13 protein-coding genes and 2 pseudogenes are annotated in these 17,761 nt (G+C 63.0%); 9 read left to right on the forward strand and 6 right to left on the reverse strand.

Features of this window, described 5'->3' with window-relative positions; translation table 11 throughout:
* Position 1: 1 nt before the first annotated feature.
* The 3 genes from recJ to tyrS are packed head-to-tail and all read right to left on the reverse strand — an operon-like array spanning position 2 to position 3,926.
* Entirely contained in the window at positions 2-1,690 is a 1,689-nt protein-coding gene (gene recJ / locus JNO50_RS09805) for a single-stranded-DNA-specific exonuclease RecJ (RefSeq protein WP_189535338.1), read from the reverse strand.
* 3 nt (positions 1,691-1,693) lie between these two features.
* Entirely contained in the window at positions 1,694-2,713 is a 1,020-nt protein-coding gene (locus JNO50_RS09810; RefSeq protein ID WP_189535340.1) for a hypothetical protein, read from the reverse strand.
* A gap of 4 nt (positions 2,714-2,717) precedes the next feature.
* A complete protein-coding gene (tyrS, locus tag JNO50_RS09815; RefSeq protein WP_189535343.1) occupies positions 2,718-3,926 on the reverse strand; it encodes a tyrosine--tRNA ligase in 1,209 nt (402 codons plus the stop codon).
* A gap of 163 nt (positions 3,927-4,089) precedes the next feature.
* Between tyrS and JNO50_RS09820 the strand changes: the two genes are divergently transcribed.
* The 5 genes from JNO50_RS09820 (at position 4,090) to JNO50_RS09840 (ending at position 12,443) form a co-directional block, all read left to right on the forward strand.
* Positions 4,090-5,190, forward strand: a complete 1,101-nt coding sequence (locus tag JNO50_RS09820) for an anhydro-N-acetylmuramic acid kinase (RefSeq protein WP_189535344.1) — start codon at positions 4,090-4,092, stop codon at positions 5,188-5,190.
* A gap of 69 nt (positions 5,191-5,259) precedes the next feature.
* Positions 5,260-7,569, forward strand: coding sequence for a DNA translocase FtsK (locus tag JNO50_RS09825; RefSeq protein ID WP_189535346.1), 2,310 nt, complete (start codon positions 5,260-5,262; stop codon positions 7,567-7,569).
* A gap of 16 nt (positions 7,570-7,585) precedes the next feature.
* Positions 7,586-8,674, forward strand: coding sequence for a ferrochelatase (gene hemH / locus JNO50_RS09830; RefSeq protein WP_189535348.1), 1,089 nt, complete (start codon positions 7,586-7,588; stop codon positions 8,672-8,674).
* A gap of 155 nt (positions 8,675-8,829) precedes the next feature.
* Positions 8,830-10,023, forward strand: a complete 1,194-nt coding sequence (locus JNO50_RS09835) for a branched-chain amino acid ABC transporter substrate-binding protein (protein ID WP_189535350.1) — start codon at positions 8,830-8,832, stop codon at positions 10,021-10,023.
* Between the two features lie 224 nt (positions 10,024-10,247).
* Positions 10,248-12,443 carry a TonB-dependent hemoglobin/transferrin/lactoferrin family receptor gene (locus JNO50_RS09840; protein WP_189535352.1) on the forward strand — a complete coding sequence of 732 codons (2,196 nt, stop codon included), beginning with the start codon at positions 10,248-10,250 and terminating at the stop codon, positions 12,441-12,443.
* A 188-nt stretch (positions 12,444-12,631) separates the two neighbouring features.
* On the opposite strand, the gene JNO50_RS09845 is transcribed toward JNO50_RS09840, so the two are convergent.
* Genes JNO50_RS09845 through JNO50_RS09855 form a run of 3 tightly spaced genes read right to left on the reverse strand, consistent with a single transcriptional unit; the run spans position 12,632 to position 14,584 of the window.
* Entirely contained in the window at positions 12,632-13,444 is an 813-nt protein-coding gene (locus tag JNO50_RS09845; RefSeq protein ID WP_189535354.1) for a crotonase/enoyl-CoA hydratase family protein, read from the reverse strand.
* 26 nt (positions 13,445-13,470) lie between these two features.
* A complete protein-coding gene (locus JNO50_RS09850) occupies positions 13,471-13,971 on the reverse strand; it encodes a DUF4442 domain-containing protein (protein WP_189535356.1) in 501 nt (166 codons plus the stop codon).
* A gap of 4 nt (positions 13,972-13,975) precedes the next feature.
* Positions 13,976-14,584, reverse strand: a complete 609-nt coding sequence (locus JNO50_RS09855; protein ID WP_189535358.1) for a TetR/AcrR family transcriptional regulator — start codon at positions 14,582-14,584, stop codon at positions 13,976-13,978.
* 123 nt (positions 14,585-14,707) lie between these two features.
* Here JNO50_RS09855 and dapF point away from each other — a divergent pair, with 123 nt between their 5' ends.
* From dapF to JNO50_RS18995, 4 genes and pseudogenes are all read left to right on the forward strand, one after another.
* Positions 14,708-15,541: a diaminopimelate epimerase gene (dapF, locus tag JNO50_RS09860; protein ID WP_189535360.1), complete on the forward strand. Its 834-nt coding sequence runs from the start codon at positions 14,708-14,710 to the stop codon at positions 15,539-15,541.
* Positions 15,542-15,580: 39 nt separating this feature from the next.
* Positions 15,581-16,231 carry a DUF484 family protein gene (locus JNO50_RS09865; protein WP_189535362.1) on the forward strand — a complete coding sequence of 217 codons (651 nt, stop codon included), beginning with the start codon at positions 15,581-15,583 and terminating at the stop codon, positions 16,229-16,231.
* Between the two features lie 296 nt (positions 16,232-16,527).
* Positions 16,528-17,363, forward strand: a pseudogene (locus tag JNO50_RS09870) (IS3 family transposase).
* A 34-nt stretch (positions 17,364-17,397) separates the two neighbouring features.
* Positions 17,398-17,576 (forward strand): annotated as a pseudogene (locus JNO50_RS18995) (IS630 family transposase); the annotation flags it as partial.
* Between the last annotated feature and the right edge of the window lie 185 nt (positions 17,577-17,761).

Below are 17,761 nucleotides of genomic sequence, written 5' to 3' on the forward strand. Positions count from 1 at the left end.
GTCAGCGTTCCGTGACGTGTTCGATATAGATTTGCAGCTCCTTGCGTCCCTGCCATTCGTTGGCCACCACCTGATAAACCGCGCGAATCGTATCGGGCAACCAGTCCTGCCGATTGAACATCATGGCGTCGAATCCCAGACCTTCTTTCTCCAGACGGAGTTTCAGATGCTTGCCACCCACAAGGCGCTGGCTGACTACCCGGAAAACATCGTCGAATGTCGGGGCCGGAAACCCTTGACCCCAGACCAGCGCGCCGAGCTCCTCGGCAACGCCAAGCCGCAGATCCGCCGTGGCGAGCGAACCGTCCGTCTCGATGGTGCGGGTCAGGGCCGCTTCGTCGATATGCTCGCGGGCAACCGCTTCGAAGGCGTCGCGGAACACCTCGAAGCGGTGCTCGGCAACGGTCAGGCCCGCCGCCATGGCGTGGCCGCCGAACTTGAGAATCAGCCCGGGGTGGCGTTTGTAAACGAGATCCAGCGCATCGCGCAGATGGAATCCTGGGATGGAGCGGCCCGAACCCTTGATTTCGCCCTCGTCACCTGGCGCGAATACGATGGCCGGCCGGTGAAAGCGCTCTTTCAGCCGCGAGGCCACGATGCCGACCACGCCCTGATGCCAATCGTCGCGGTACAGGGCGAGCGAGTGGCGATTGGCCGGTTCGAACCCGGTGAGCACCGCGAGCGCCTCGTCCTGCATGCCGGCTTCGATCTGCCGCCGCTCCCGGTTGAGGCGGTCGAGCTCCTGAGCCAGCCGCATGGCCTGATCCTCGGTGCGGGACAGCAGACAGGCGATGCCCAGGCTCATGTCGTCAAGACGACCCGCCGCATTGAGGCGGGGGCCGATCATGAAGCCCAGATCGAAGGCATTGGCCTTGCCGGCGAGTCGACCGGCCACCTGGAACAGCGCGGCGATCCCCGGTCGCATGCGCCCCGCGCGCATGCGGCGCAAACCGTTTTCCACCAGGGTACGATTGTTGCGGTCAAGGCGTACCACGTCGGCGACGGTTCCCAGTGCCACCAAATCGAGCAGCGAGCCCAGATTGGGTTCCGGCCGTCCGGCGAAGTCGCCGCGCACGCGCATTCGCGCGCGCAAGGCCATCAATACGTAGAACATCACGCCGACGCCGGCCAGGTTTTTGGACGGGAACGGACAGCCTGGCTGATTGGGGTTGACGATCAGCGCCTCGGGCAAAGCGTCGCCCGGCAGGTGATGGTCGGTGATCAGCACCTCGATGCCGCGCTGGCGGGCCGCTTCCACCCCCGCCACGCTGGCGATGCCGTTATCGACGGTGATGATGATGTCGGGATTGCTTTGCGCGGCCAGTTCGACGATTTCCGGCGTCAGACCATAGCCGTACTCGAAACGGTTCGGCACCAGAAAATCGACGACGGCGCCCAGCGCGCCCAGGCCTTCGACCGCCAGCGCGCAGGCCGTGGCTCCATCGGCATCGTAGTCGGCGACGACCAGCATCCGTTCCTTGGCGGCGATGGCGTCGGCCAACCGCCCGCTCATCTGCCGGATGTTCTTCAGGGATTCGTAGGGGAGCAGCGCGCCAAGTGAGTGGTCGATGTCGTCGGTGCACTCGACACCGCGCGCGGCATAAAGACGCGCCATCAGCGGGCTGACGCCTGTGGCGATCAGCTGGCGGTGCGCATCGGAGGGGACAGACCGGGTAACGATTCGGGACATGCTTCAGTACAGTTGCGGCAGCGCCAGCGGGCGCCGCCAGAGTTTCCAAAGGTCGGCGCGCGTCACCCGCACGGAGACACCGGCGGCGCCGGCGGTCCGCAGGGTCAACGCATCGATGCGTCCGCTTTTCAGGGCGAGCAAGGCCGGCTCGAACCAGTCGGCCTCGAGTTTTTCCAGCGCTTCGCGCCAGCCCCACGCATCGCGGAACTGGGCCGGCGCCTCGGCGGCGTCGGGCACCGCCAGACAACGGGTAACGCGGCCCGCTTCGCCGGCCCTATCCTCGGCGGCGGCGAAGCCGAACGGCAAATCGTCGACCGGCACCGCCGCGGCTTCGCACAGCAGACGCACCGTCGCGTCGTCGCTCAGGACCAGGTCGAATGACGTCCTCTCCGCCGGCACGTCGCCCTCGCCCCAGAGCCACAGGCTGTTGACCGGGAGGTCGCCGCGCGCTTCCCGCGTCTCGTTCACCGGGTGGCTATGGAGCAGCATCTGCGCTTCGTTGAGAAAACGGCACCAGGCGAGCCCGTTGGCGCCGGTCGGCAGATGCTCGTCGATGTCTTCGCCGATGGCGTCCGTCAGCGCGGAGAACTCGGCGTCGAAGGGATGCGCCGACTGCACGTACCACCGCCCCGGCTTCCCGACATGAAAACTCAGGCCGTCCGCGGCGAAGTGCCGCCCGAGGGCCGCCACCAGGCTGCCGGCCTCCTCGCCCGAGAGCGCCATGACCCCGACATCGGCGAGCAGCGCCCGGTCGCGATCCACGCGCACATGCACCGGGTCGGCGATCAGCCAGTGACCGGCGTCGGCGTCCAGGCCATCCTGGCGCGCCGCGAGGCGAGCCGGCGCGAGCCTGTCGATGCCGAACAGATCCCGCCACAAGCGCGACGGACGGCCCGGGCAGGCCGCGCGCGCGCCGCGCCCGAGCAGCAGGGACAGCGCCGGCGTCGACAGGCCCTTGCTGACCTCCGCGCCGTCATGCGCATCGGGCCAGGCGAGCCCGGGCACGGCGAGAATCCACTCCATCGGCTCAGGCCAGTGTGACGCGCGCGAACTTGCGCTTGCCGACCTGCACGACGAGCGTGGCGCCGGCCGTCAGGCGCAGACTCTTGTCGTCGACTTTTTCGCCGTCGATTTTCACGCCACCGCCCTGGATCATGCGCAGGGCTTCCGAGGTGGAAGCGACAAGTCCGGCTTCCTTGAGCAGGTTGCCGACCGGCAGGCCGTCGGCGCCGGCCGTCAGGGTGATTTCCGGCATTTCGTCCGGAATGGCGTTTTTCTGGAAACGCGCCTCGAAGTCGGCCAGCGCCGCCTCGGCCGCCGCCGCGTCGTGATAACGGGCGACCAGTTCCATGGCCAGCAGCACCTTGACATCGCGGGGATTGCGGCCCGCCTCGACATCGGCGCGCAGCGCGGCGATCTCTTCGGTCGAACGCAGCGACAGCAGGTCGAAATAACGCCACATCAGTGTGTCGGAGACCGACATCACCTTACCGAAAATCTCGCTGGCCGGTTCGCTGATGCCGATATAGTTGCCGAGCGACTTGGACATCTTGTTGACGCCGTCCAGACCTTCGAGCAGCGGCATCATCAGCACGCATTGGGCTTTCTGGCCGTGCTGTTGCTGCAGCATGCGGCCCATCAGCAGGTTGAATTTCTGATCGGTGCCGCCCAGCTCGATGTCGGCTTCCATGGCCACCGAGTCATAACCCTGCATCAGAGGGTACAGGAATTCATGGATCGAGATCGGTTGATTGGCGTGGAAGCGCTTGTGAAAGTCGTCGCGTTCGAGCATGCGCGCCACCGTCGTGCTGGCGGCCAGCTTGAGCATGCCTTCCGCGCCCAGTTCGCCAAGCCATTTGGAGTTGAAGCAAACCTGCGTCTTTTCCGGGTCGAGGATCTTGAAGACCTGATCGGTGTAGGTCTTGGCGTTCACCTTGATCTGTTCGGGGGTCAGCGGCGGGCGCGTGGTGTTTTTGCCGGACGGATCGCCGATCATGCCGGTGAAGTCGCCGATCAGGAACATGATGGTGTGCCCCATGTCCTGCAACTGGCGCATTTTGGTGAGCAGTACCGTATGACCGAGGTGCAGGTCGGGCGCGGTCGGATCGAAGCCGGCCTTGACGCGCAAGGGGCGGTTTTCCTTGAGCTTTTCGATCAGTTCGGCTTCGACGAGCAGCTCCTCGGCGCCACGTTTGATGACGGCCAGCTGTTGTTCTAGGGTAAGGTCCGTGCTCATGCTCTGGTTCTCTTCCTGGACTAGGGTTCAATTCGGGTATCGGTCGATTATCGCAAACTGGGGGGAATACCGCAAAAGCCGGGAAAATGCACGGTTGGCGAGGTCTGTGCGTCAATGTATGCTGTGCGTGTTTTTTATATCAGCATCCTCGCCAGAAAAAAGCATGAGTGGATTTTTTATCGGCCTGATGTCCGGAACGAGCCTTGACGGGGTCGACGCCGTACTGGTCGACATCGCCGAAAACGGCGCCCTGTCGGTCAGGCATGAAGTGTCGCTGCCCTATGACGAAGCGCTGCGCGCCGACATTCTGTCGTTGCAGCCCTCCGGCCCCGACGAACTGGATCGGGCAAACCGGCTGGCCAACCGTCTTGCCCGGCTCTATGCCCGCGCTGCCGAGGCCCTTCTGGCCTCTTCGCCGTTGCCGAAGGCCCGGATTCGCGCCATCGGTTGTCACGGACAGACCGTGCGTCACGCGCCGCATCACGGTTACACGATTCAACTGTGCAATCTTGCTCTGCTGGCGGAGCTGACCGGCATTGACGTGATCGGTGATTTTCGCAGCCGGGACATCGCCGCGGGCGGCCAGGGAGCGCCGCTGGTGCCCGCTTTTCACGAGGCGGTGTTCGGCCACCCCGGCGAAGCGCGCGCGATCCTGAATCTGGGCGGCATCGCCAACTGGAGCCTGCTCGTGCCGGGAAAAGCGCCGGGAGGTTTTGACTGCGGTCCGGCGAATATGCTGATGGACGCCTGGATACACCGTCACCAGGGCGTGGAGTACGACGAGGATGGCGCGTGGGCGGCATCCGGCGTGGTGCACGAGCCGCTGCTCGCCAGGCTGTTGTCCGACCCCTTCTTCCGGCTTTCGCCACCCAAAAGCACCGGCCGGGAACTTTTCGATCTGCCGTGGCTTGACACCCATCTGGCCCGTCTGCCCGCCATCGCCCCCGTCGACGTGCAGGCCACGCTGTGCGAGTTGACGGCGCGAAGCGCGGCGCAAGCGCTGCGCGACGCGGCGCCGCAAACCCGGGCGGTCTACCTGTGCGGTGGCGGCGCGCGCAATGGCCATTTGCGCAGCCGGATCGCCGCGCTCCTTGACAATATCGCCGTCGCCACCACCGATGAAATCGGCATGCCGGCGCACCAGGTGGAAGCGGCGGCCTTCGCCTGGCTGGCCGCGCGCTGCCTCGAGCGCTTGCCGGGCAATCTGCCGTCCGTGACCGGCGCCGCCGGGCCGCGCGTGCTGGGCGCCATTCATCCGGCCTGACCGCCCTCGCGCGACACGTTATACTATGCGGCTGACACCGCTTCACCAACATACAACAGACACGGGAATATGCGACTTTTCAAGCGGAAGGCCGTCGTACGCAACACGACCACGACCTTGCCTCCGAGGCTGACCGGCCTGCTGCGCGAGGCCTGGTGGATGCTCATGGCGGTTCTCGCAATCTACATGGTGCTTGTGCTGGCCAGCTATTCGACGCTCGATCCCTCCTGGTCGCACAGTTCGTCCGACCCGACCGTGCGCAATATCGGCGGCGCCTTCGGCGCGCGCCTGTCCGACCTGCTGCTTTACGTGTTCGGTTTGTCGGCCTGGTGGGTCGTGGTGTTCTGCCTGGTGGCCATCAGCTGGGGATACCGGCGCCTGGAAACCCTGGGGTTGCGATTCAACACGATGACAACCGCCTCGGTCGCCGGCTTTGTCCTGCTGCTGTTCAGCAGCGCCGGCATTGAAGGCATTCTGTTCGCCCACAAGGACATGCACGGCATCCTGCCGCAGAGTCCGGGCGGCATTCTCGGGCATTTTCTCGGTGGCGGGCTGACCCGCACGATGGGCATCACGGGCGCCACGCTGATTCTCACGGTGCTCGGCGCGATCGGCTTCTCGCTGTTCACCGGCATGTCCTGGCTTGACGCCATGGAAAAGGTCGGCGGCTGGGTCGAAGACGGTGTGCTGGGGCTGTGGCAGGCCTGGCAGGCGCGCAAGGATCGCGAGATCGGTCGCGAGACCGCCCAGCGCCGCACGGAAAAAGTCACCACGGAAAAGCGCAAAATCGAAGATAAGCCACCCGTGCGCATCGAGGCGCCCGTGCTGGAAGTGCCGATATCGCCCAAGGCGACCAAGCCGGTCCAGCCTTCGCTGTTCGCCGATCCGAACGATGGCACCCTGCCCGGCCTCGCCTTGCTTGAGCCTCCCCGCGAGCAGCAGGAGCCGGTGTCCGCTGAAACCGTCGAATACACTTCCCGCCTCATCGAGCGCAAGCTCGCCGATTTCGGTGTGGAGGTCAAGGTGGTGGCCGCCTACCCCGGCCCGGTGATCACCCGTTACGAAATCGAGCCCGCCGTGGGCGTCAAGGGCGCCCAGATCGTCAACCTCATGAAGGATCTGGCCCGCGCGCTGTCGCTCGTTTCCATCCGCGTGGTGGAAACCATTCCCGGCAAGACCTACATGGGACTGGAACTGCCCAACCCGAAACGCCAGATCGTGCGCCTGTCGGAGATCATCGGCTCGGAAACTTATCAGAACATGACCTCGCGCCTCACCATGGCGCTGGGCAAGGACATCGCCGGACAACCGGTATCGGCGGACCTTGCGCGCATGCCGCACGTCCTGGTGGCCGGCACCACCGGTTCGGGCAAATCGGTGGCGATCAACGCCATGATCCTGTCCCTGCTGTACAAGTCGAGCCCGGGCGAGGTTCGCCTGATCATGGTCGATCCGAAGATGCTCGAGCTGTCGATCTATGAAGGCATTCCCCATCTGCTGGCGCCGGTGGTCACCGACATGAAGCACGCCGCCAACGCACTGAACTGGTGCGTTGCGGAAATGGAGCGCCGCTACAAGCTGATGTCGCGCCTTGGCGTGCGCAATCTCGCCGGCTTCAACCAGAAAATCCGCGAAGCCATGAAGAGCGGGGAGAAAATCCCCAACCCCTTCTCGCTGACGCCCGAGATGCCGGAACCGCTGGAGACCCTGCCGACCATTGTCGTGGTGATCGACGAGTTGGCCGACCTGATGATGGTGGCCGGCAAGAAGATCGAAGAACTGATCGCGCGTCTCGCGCAGAAGGCCCGCGCCGCCGGCATCCACCTGATTCTGGCGACGCAGCGGCCGTCGGTTGACGTGATCACCGGCCTGATCAAGGCGAATATCCCCACCCGCATAGCGTTCCAGGTCTCAAGCAAGATCGACTCGCGCACCATCCTCGACCAGATGGGCGCCGAAACGCTCCTAGGCCAGGGCGACATGCTTTACCTCGCGCCCGGCACCGGCTATCCGACCCGGGTGCACGGCGCGTTCGTGGCGGACGATGAAGTGCACAAGGTCGTCGAATTCCTCAAAACGACGGGCGAGCCCAATTATGTGGAAGGCATTCTCTCCGGCGCCATCGACGACGCCGAGGGCGGTTCCGGCGGAGAGTCCGGCGGCAATGGCGACGAGGGCGAGAGCGATCCGCTGTACGACGAGGCGGTCGCCGTGGTGCTCAAAACGCGCAAGGCGTCGATCTCCTCCGTTCAGCGCCACTTGCGCATCGGCTACAACCGCGCCGCGCGCCTGATCGAACAGATGGAGGCGGCCGGACTGGTGTCCGGCATGGAAACCAACGGCAATCGCACCGTGCTGGTGCCGCCAAGAGACGAATGAACCCAGCGAGAATCCCATGTCCCGTTACCTGACCGAGCCCGAGTTCCGTCACGACAGTTCCCTACGCACCGGCATCGTGCTGATCAACCTGGGCACCCCCGACTCGCCGACACCCGGCGCATTGCGGCCCTATCTGCGCGAGTTCCTCTCTGACCCGCGGGTCATCGAAATTCCGCGCGCGCTGTGGTGGGTGATTCTCAACGGTTTTATCCTGACCACCCGTCCCGCCAAATCCGCCGCGAAATATGCCTCCATCTGGCGCGATGACGGCTCGCCGCTCTTGAGCAATACCCGCTCGCTGACCGCGGCGGTAAGCCGTCTGCTCGCACGGGAAGGCCGTGACGATCTGGTTGTCGACTACGCCATGCGCTATGGCAACCCCTCCGTGGAGTCGGTGATCCGACGCCTGCGCGAACAGGGCGTCGACCGGCTGCTGATCGTGCCGCTCTACCCCCAGTATGCGGCCTCGTCCAGCGGCACGGCGCTGGACGAGGTGTTCCGCGTGCTGATGAAGTCGCGCAACATGCCCGAAGTCCGCACGGTCAGGCATTTTCATGACGATCCCGGCTATATCGGGGCGCTGGCCGCGTCGATTTCCCGCCACTGGCAGGCCAACGGCAAGCCGGACAAGCTGATGATGAGTTTTCACGGGGTGCCGCGCTTCACGCGGGACAAGGGCGATCCCTATTACTGCGAATGCCGCAAGACGGCGCGCCTTCTGGCCGAACGTCTCGAACTGGCCGACAGCGACTATGTCGTGACCTTCCAGAGCCGCTTCGGCCGCGCCGAATGGCTCACGCCCTATACCAGCGAAGTCGCCCGGGAACTCGGACAGGCCGGCACCGGCGTGCTGGATGTCGTCTGCCCCGGATTTGTCGGCGACTGCCTTGAAACGCTGGAGGAAATCGCCATGGAAGTGAAGCAGGATTTCCTTTTGGCCGGCGGAGGCCAATTTCGCTACATACCCTGCCTGAACGATAACGAGGACTGGGCAACCGCCTTGACCCGCATCGTGCAAACCCAGCTGGGAGGCTGGTTCCGGCGCGATGACGGCGAAGGGGAAAAACGCAGCCGGGCTGCCAGGGATCTTGGCGCGAAGCAGTAATTTTCTCCGCAAAGCGCAATGGCTCGAATCAGCGTTGACAATCGTCAAAACTGCTCCCCATAATCATTTCGACCCTTGGCTATTCCAGAAGGATAGTCTTGGCGAAATAGAGATCACCACAAGTCTACGAAGAATTAGATTCAGGGGAAATAATGATGAAACAAGTCACTCGCTTGAGCCTCATCGCCGCCGCCGTCATGGCCTTGTCCGCGTGCGGCAACAAGGATCAGGGCGCGCCCGCCGGGTCCGCGTCGGCGCCTGCCGCCGCCGCGGAGGGCGGCGACGCCGTTGTCAAGATCGGTCAGGTCTCGCCGATGTCGGGGCCCATCGCCCACCTGGGCAAGGATAACGAATACGGCGCCAAACTCGCCGTCGAGGATCTGAATGCCGAAGGCGTCACCATCGGCGGCAAGAAGATCAAGTTCGAACTGGTCTCGGAGGATGACCAGGGCGACCCGAAGGTCGGCACGCAAGTCGCTCAGCGGCTGGTTGACGCCGGTGTCGTCGGCGTTGTCGGCCATCTGAACTCCGGCACCACCATTCCGGCCTCCAAGATCTACTCCGACGCCGGTCTTCCGCAGATCTCCCCGTCCGCGACGGCCGTGGACTATACCAAACAAGGCTACAAGACCACCTTCCGCGTCATCGCCAATGACCTGCAACAGGGCAAGGCGCTTGGCGAATTCGCCATTGACGGCCTGAAAGCCAAGAAAGTGGCGGTAATCGATGACCGGACAGCGTACGGCCAGGGGCTGGCCGACGAGTTCGAGAAGGCGGTCAAGGGCAAGGGCGGCAATGTGGTGAAGCGCGAATTCACCAATGACAAGGCCAGCGACTTCAAGGCCATTCTGACCTCCATCAAGGCAAGCCAGCCCGACGTGGTTTTCTACGGTGGCATGGACGCGCAGTCCGCGCCGCTGGTCAAGCAGATGAAGGAGCTGGGCATCAAGGCCAAGCTGATGAGCGGCGACGGATCCCAGACTCCGACCTTCATCAAGCTGGCGGGCGACGCATCGGAAGGCCAGTACGCGTCCAGCTGCGGCGTCCCCCCGGACAAGATGCCCGGATTCAAGTCCTTCAACGACAAGTTCAAGAGCAAATTCAACGCCGAGGTGCAAATCTACGCGCCGTTCGAGTATGACGCCGTTCGTGTGCTGGTCGACGCGATGAAACGCGCCAACTCCACCGATCCCAAGGTTTACCTGCCGGAAGTCGCCAAAACCGACTATTCGGGCGTGACCGGAAAAATCGCCTTCGACGAGAAAGGCGACGTGAAAAACGGCGCGGTGACGGTTTACCAGGTCAAAAACGGCAAATGGGAAGTGGTCTCGACGGTGGGCGGCCAGTAAATCCCGCCCGGTCCGTTACGAAACGGCGCGATCGCATCGCGCCGTTTTTCATTTCCGGCCGCCACTCCTGGCGGACCGTCCCGCGCCACGCAACGGAAGATAGACCCGTGGTTGCTAATTTTGTTAATATAAATAATTATCATTAACAAAATTAAAACAGCAATGTCTCATCCCCTTCCCTCCTGTAGAAACCGGAAGCACATTGCTTTTGCAGGAGACCATGAATGAATGCATTACCCCCCTCCCTTCGCCTGAAAACCCTGTTGTTGCTGTGCGCCGCCGCCTGGCCGGTGTCGCAGGCCGCAGCCGAGACCCAGTTGCCGGCCGTCGAGGTTCGCGGCAGCCGGGTGCCCACCCCGGGAAAAAGCGAGATTTCAGCGGCCGATATCGAGCGCCAGCAAGCCACTTCGGTGCCGCAGCTGCTCGATACCCTGCCGGGAGTCGACCTGTCCGGTTCCATGCGCCCTGGCGGACAATCGCTCAACATCTGGGGCTTTGGCGCTGTCGAGGACGTCAAGGTCATTCTCGACGGCGCGCCCAAAGGCTTTGAAAAATACCGCCAGGGATCGGTGTTCATCGAACCGGAACTGATCCGCCGCATCGAGGTGGACAAGGGGCCTCACTCCTCGCTGTACAGCAATAACGGGGGGTTCGGCGGCACAGTCCGCATCGAGACCAAGGACGCCGCCGATCTTCTCATGCCGGGAGAGTCGTTCGGCGCGCTGCTCAAAAGTGGCTACCACAGCAACGACAAGGAGACGTCGGGCTCCGCTTCGGTGTACGGCGCCAGCAATGACCGGCGCTTCGACATATTGGCCTCCGGCACCCTGCGCCGCTCTGGCAATCTGCGCCGAACCAACGGGCAGGAATACCGCTATTCGCGCAACCACAACGACGCGGCCCTGCTCAAGACCTCGTGGCGTCAGGGCGACAGCCGTTTCACGCTCTCCCTGATCGAAAACCGCGGCGAAGGATGGTCGCCTTTCGATGCCAAGCGCGGCGAAATCCCGACGCCGACCGACGCGGAGATCGCCCGCTACGGGGAAGATGAGGCGTGGCGGCGCAAGGTGCTGTGGCGCGACACGGACGACAGCACCCTGTCCGCGACCTGGCGCTACGCGCCCGTCGATCGTCCCTGGCTCAATCTGACGGTGCGCTGGACCGATGCGCGCACACGCCAGCATGACAAGCGCCCCGACTCGGTGACGGCCGGATTTCCCTCGACGGGGGGCAACGAAAGCTGGACCACGTACCGTGACCGCCAGGCCGAAATCATCAATGAAGCGGCGTTCGCGACCGGCGAACTGAACCACGTGCTGACCACGGGCGTGCAATGGCACGACAACCGGCGCGACACGATGATGTTCACCAAACAGTATGCGACCAGCGCCAATCATCATTACGGCTGGATGCAGCCGTATTACATGCCCTCAGGACGGCAGGAAACCCTGGGAGGATTCGTGCAGGAATCGCTGACCCGCGGCGCCACGACGCTCACCGGCGCGGCACGGTTCGATCAGGTGACGACCCATGGCGTGCCCAACCTGGCGCCGGCTTACAATAATCCGGCCGGGGGACACGACTATCGCCCGACCCGTCATAGCGGCTGGTCTCCGCGACTGGGCGCCATTTGGCGCGCCACCTCACGGCTGAGTTTCTATGCGGACGTCAGCAAAACCTGGCGCGCGCCGCTGATCGACGAAACATACGAGGTGCAAAGCGCCGGAACGTCGGCCCCGGCGACCAGCCGTTCCCTCAAAAAGGAACGGATCACAGCCTGGCGCGCAGGCCTTCTGGTCAGCGCCGACTCGGTGCTGAGCGAATCGGACCGCCTCTCGTTCGCCGCCACGCTGTTCCGCAACGACGTGCACAATAATATCGAGAAACGCTTCGGCGTCATGGTCGAGCCGGGTTCGGCGAAGCCTCCCCGACTGAGTTTTTACCGGAACTTGCCGGGCTACCGCACGGAAGGCGTTGAACTGGAAAGCAGCTGGGACAGTCGTTCGGCATTCGCCGGCATTTCGCTGTCGTGGATGCGTGGCAAGCATCACGGCACCATCCGCAATCCCTGGGGGCAAGATGCGCCGGTAATGGATGTGGCGCCGGCGAAAATGCTGGCGACGCTGGGCGCGAAATGGCCGGTGTACGGACTTTCGGCGGGCTGGCAGGGCCGGTTCGTGGCGGCGCAGGACGAGGTGCCGGGCAATGTGGAAGACGCCGCCGCCTACCAGTACCCGAAGTCCAAAGGCTATGCGCTGCACGGGCTGTTCGCGCAATGGCAAGGACGTGGCGCGCTAAAACGCTACGCGGCGGGCCTTGCCATCGACAATCTGTTCAATCGGGACTACACCCCTTACCTTGCCGAAGGCGTGTATGCGCCGGGGCGCAACATCAAGCTGTCCTTGTCGGTCCGCTTGTGACACGCCACTCCCGCCAGCGGCTCGGGTCGTCGGCGGGGGTCGGCAACGGCGCGGGCAATGTTCTCGCAACGCGCGAACAACGCGGAGCGCCTCGCGGCGCGGAGAGATCTCGGGGATGTCGCCATCGTGATCATGGCGGTCCTCACCGCGCCGACAACTGCCTGGCAGGGCGAGATCTCTCTACGGCCTCAGTCGCGGAACACCGGGCGGGTTTTCATCATGGCGGCCATGCCGGCTTTCTGGATATCGTCGGAAATCAGCATGGCGGCGTTCCAGGTGGCCACATGATTCAATCCGTCGGCGATGCTGTGATCCCGGCCGTAGTTGAGGATTTCCTTGCTGCCGCGTACCGCGAGCGGTGACTTGGCGGCGATGAGCTCGGCGCATTCCAGTGCGGCGACCTTGACCGCTTCGGCATCCGGCAGCACCCGGTTCACCAGCCGGAAAGCCAGCGCTTCGTCCGCCTTCACATCGCGGCCGGTCAGAGCCATTTCCCGCGCGACCCCCTCGCCCACCACGCGCGGCAGTCGCTGCAGGGTGCCGACATCGGCCACCATGCCGACGTCGACCTCCCGCACACCGAATACCGCGTCGGCCGAGGCGAAACGAAAATCCGCCGCCAGCGCGATATCCAGCCCACCGCCAAGACACACACCGTGCACGGCCGCGATCACCGGCTTGCGGCAGTGTTCCAGACTGGTCACGCAATCCTGCAGATCGAGAATCAGGCGGCGCAGTTTTTCCCGCATGCGCGCCTCGCAGTCATCCTTGATGATGCCCTGCACGCCCATCAGCATGGCAAGATCGATGCCCGAACAGAAATGGCGGCCCTCCCCGCTCAATACCACCGCGCGCACTTCCGGCGTGTCATCGCACCAGCGCATGGCATTGCGCAACTCCTTCCAGCTCGCCTCATCCAGTGAGTTGGCCTTGCTTTCGCGATTGAAGCTGACGATGGCGACAGCGCCCCTTTGCTCCACCTTGATTGCCGTGTAGTCCATGCCTCGTTTCTCCTCGTGTGGCGTTGTTATTGCGGGCGTTTCTTCGGAATCCAGGTCCACACCATTTCGCACTGGACCGGCGCTTCCCCGGACTCGTCGGTCACCGTGACATTGACCGTCACATCGCCCTTTTCTTCTACATACATGCGCTGGATCTGCGCTTCGTCGAGGGTGGCGACGGCGCGCATGTCGCCCTGGGAGCGGCGCGTGTAATTGACATGCATCGACTTGAGCAGCATCAATTTATCGTCCGGGACATTCATTCCGACCACGAAGCCCGTGGCCGTTTCGGCCAAGAGCGCCATCGCCGCGGCGTGCACGCCCTTGATGTGGTTCTGAACCTTTCGGCGATTGCGGATGGAAACGATCAACCGCTGCTGAGTCACTTCCTCGAAGCACAGCCCCGCCGTGCCGAGAAACGGAACAATGCGGCCGAAAGCGCGCGTCAGGACAAAACTTCTCAGGCCGGCCGGCAGACGGCCCGCCTTGGCCGCCAGCCGGCTCATGCTGTTGCTGCGATACTCCATGCTGTTATCCCTCGTTGGTTTGGTGTGCAATGCTGTCGGCGACGCCCAATGTCGCGCGCAGCTGTTTTCTTATGTCGTGTAAATATACCGGATTCACCCGGGCCAGTTGCAAGGCGCCCTGCAATGCCGCGAACAGCAGCATGCCCACGGACTCGGGTTCGCCCTGGAAGCGGAATTCGCCGCTATCGCGGCCGGTCGTGACGATTTGCACCGCCCACAGGCGCATCGCTTCAATGAAGGCGGCGGCTTCGTGTTGCATTTCCTCCGGCAAGGTATGGTATTCGGTTGAAAGCATGCCACTGGGGCAAACCTGCTCATCCTTGTCGAAGTAGGCGTAGGCCACGTCGAAAAACTGCTCGAGCTGCTTTTCGCAGCGCTGATCCGCGCAAGCCTCGACAAACCGCGCCAGCCGGCGCCGGTACCGTTGTATCAGGGCGACGCCCAGATCGGACTTCTTGGGAAAGTGGTAATGAATGGCGGCATTGCGCACGCCAAGCTCCCGGCTGATGTGCTGGTAGCTGAAAGCGTTGAACCCGCGAGTCAACAGCAACTGCTCGGCGATGTCGAGAATGCGTTTGCGGGTGTCGTTTTGCGGGTCGTTGGCAGGTTTCATCCGGCAAACTTTACTTACTGGTCAGTAAGGTGTCAATTTACCTTGCCATTCGGCATCGCCAATGGTCTAGTTAAGGTATCATGGCCTGAATAGAGGCCGAAACAGGGATGGGTAAAAACAAGCATGAGACTGAAATTCAGCAAGATGCACGGATTGGGTAATGACTTCGTCGTGATCGACGGCGTGCGCCAAACCGTCACCCTGGATACACATCGCATCAAGCAATTGGCCGACCGCCATTTCGGTATCGGTTTTGACCAGATGCTGCTCGTTGAGGCCCCCCACGCCCCGGAAAACGATTTTCGCTATCGCATATTCAACAGCGACGGCAACGAGGTCGAGCAATGCGGCAATGGCGCGCGCTGCTTTGTCCGCTTCGTCACGGACCAGAAACTGACCAATAAAAGCGCGATCCGGGTGGAAACCGCGAAAGGCGTGATCGTGCCGGAACTGCACGCCGACGGGCGCATCGTGGTGGACATGGGCGTGCCACGGCTCTCCGCCGCCGACATTCCGTTCCTGGCCGATGGCGAGGCGGTCGAGCACGAATTGGAACTGGAGGGCGGCGTCCGCGTGAGCATCACCGCCGTCTCCATGGGCAACCCCCATGCGGTACAGGTCGTTGACGATGTCGACACGGCCCCCGTGGCCGCGCTGGGCGCCCTGATCGAGCGCCATCCCCGCTTTCCCGCCCGGGTCAACGCCGGGTTCATGCAAATCGTTTCGCGCAACAAAGTGCGCTTGCGGGTCTTCGAACGGGGCGCCGGCGAGACGCTCGCCTGCGGGACGGGCGCCTGCGCCGCCGTGGTGACCGGCATCCTGCGGGGCTTGCTGGACGCCAGAGTGCAGGTGGAAACCCGCGGCGGCCACCTGACCATCGAATGGAAGGGGCCGGGCACGCCGGTGCGCATGACGGGCCCCGCCTCCACCGTATTCACCGGCGAGATCGAAGTCTGATCGCGCTCCCTGCTTATCATCGTTAGAGGTAATGCCGCCATGCACAGCGATGACGTGCTCGCTTTTCTGGATAGCCATCCGGACTTCCTGACGCATCATGCCGAACGTTTCGGCCTGCGCGCCGCCCCTCAGGAACGGGTTGTCGTTTCCTTCGCCGAAAGGCAACTGCTGGACATGAAAGACCGGATCCGGCAACTGGAATCCCGGCTGCATCAACTGGTACGGCATGGCGAGGCCAATGACCTCATCCAGGCAAGAAGCCACAGGTTAGCGCTCGGACTTATGCAAGCCAGGAGCACGGAGAGTGTGCTCGCCGCCGTAAGCAAAGGTCTGCTGGACATTTTTCAGATCGACCGCGTCGCCTTGCGTCTGTGGCACCCTCAAGCCGAAACGCGCACACCGTCCTGCACGACCACCCGCGCGGACATCCAGCTTCTGGCGCGCAATCTTTCCGCCCCCAGCTGCGGCCCTTATGCCAACGACGAGGTGCTAAGCTGGTTCCCGCCGGTGCCGGTCCTGCAGTCCTTCGCCCAGATCGCCTTGCGGGAAGAGAGCGGCGAGCCGTTCGGTCTTCTGGTGCTCGCCAGCGACAACGCCGATCGGTTCACCTTCGACATGCACACCCACTACCTCGCGCAGATGGGCGAGATGGTCTCGGCGGCGCTGCTGCGCACCCTCGGCGCGGAGTGATGCCCACGCTCGCGGTGCCCGAAATCGTCGGGATTGCCGCGAGCGCCCCACTCACGGACAAGGCGGCGCCTCATCATCATGCTTGAAGTCCCAGAGCTTGAGCTGGCGCAGCGGGGTCAATTCCCAGCGAGCAAGTACAAGCGACCCTACGCTATCGAGTCGAACTCCACCAATCCGAGTGCGAGGCGCTTGTTGGCATGCCAAGCGGCAGGCATGCGGCACACAACCTCAAACGCGCATGGATCCTGAGCCGCCCCGGGTTTCGCGGAGGCTCCCTCACTTGAGAGAAGGGAGCCATGAGCAAATCTCATCAAGTTTTCCCCTGAGATCCGCGAGTGCGCCGTGCGCATGGTCTTTGACGCCAAGGATCAGTACGAATCGCAATGGGCTGCAATCGTTTCGATCGCCGACAAGATCGGCTGCACTGCCGAAACGCTGCGCTGCCCTCGGGCCCAGCGTGACGACATCTTGATGGTTGAGATCGAGCGCGTTTGGCAGGTCAACCAGCAGGTGTACGGCGCCGACAAGGTCTGGCGTTAGCTGCGGCAAGGCGGTTCGCACCAATCGGCCCGATCCGGCGGTGACGTGTTCGCAGGACCGGGGGAACCGGCAGTTTGTCGCCGACCGGCCAAACCAACTGTGGGTCCCGGACTTCACCTACATGTCGACTTGGCATGGTTTCGTCTACGTCACTTTCGTCATCGACGTCTTCGCCCGCTTTATCGTTGGCTGGCGCGTCAGTCGCAGCATGCACACCGAGTTTGTGCTTGATGCGCTGGAACAAGCGTTGTGGGCGCGGCAGCCGAGTCGCGACGCTTTGATCCACCACAGCGATCGTAGCTCGCAATACGTCTCGATCCGCTACAGCGAACGGCTGGCCGAAGCGGGCATCGAGCCTTCGGTCGGCAGCACTGGCGACAGCTGCGACAACGCGCTGGCAGAGACGATCAATGGCTTGTACAAGGCGGAGGTCATTCACCGGCACAGGCCGTGGAAGAGTCTGGAGGCGGTGGAGCTGGCGATGCTGGAATGGGTGGCCTGGTTCAATCGCCACCGCTTGCTGGCACCGATCGGTTATATTACACCGGCGAACTACTATCGCAGTCGGAGCGAGCAGGCCATGCTGGTCTGACTCACACAAAATGGCCTCCGCGAAACCCGGAGCGGCTCAATGCCTGGATCGTCGCATTGATTACCGCGATCGGTTGATCACCGAGAGGTTGTGACTTGGGAGCAACAACGAAACGCCAGAGGCGCTCGTATCAACAGGATGTTCTCTACCGAAGCGACTAGGAAAAAATTGGCCAAAGCCTACCATGCCCTCGCTTCTGACAAACCGTCATAACTCTGTGCAAAGATGTCAGGAGAACTCGAGCGATTCAAACTTGGATGAACTGGTGGCGAAGCTGAGGCTGGAATGACAAGATTTTCGAGAGTTCCGGCTACCATTCCCTCTGCGCCAAAAAATTTTAATTGCATAACCATTTACATTATTCTAATCTAAAAACATAACGTTATGAATGATGATTT

It is taken from the genome of Paludibacterium paludis (assembly GCF_018802605.1).
Classification (GTDB): domain Bacteria; phylum Pseudomonadota; class Gammaproteobacteria; order Burkholderiales; family Chromobacteriaceae; genus Paludibacterium; species Paludibacterium paludis.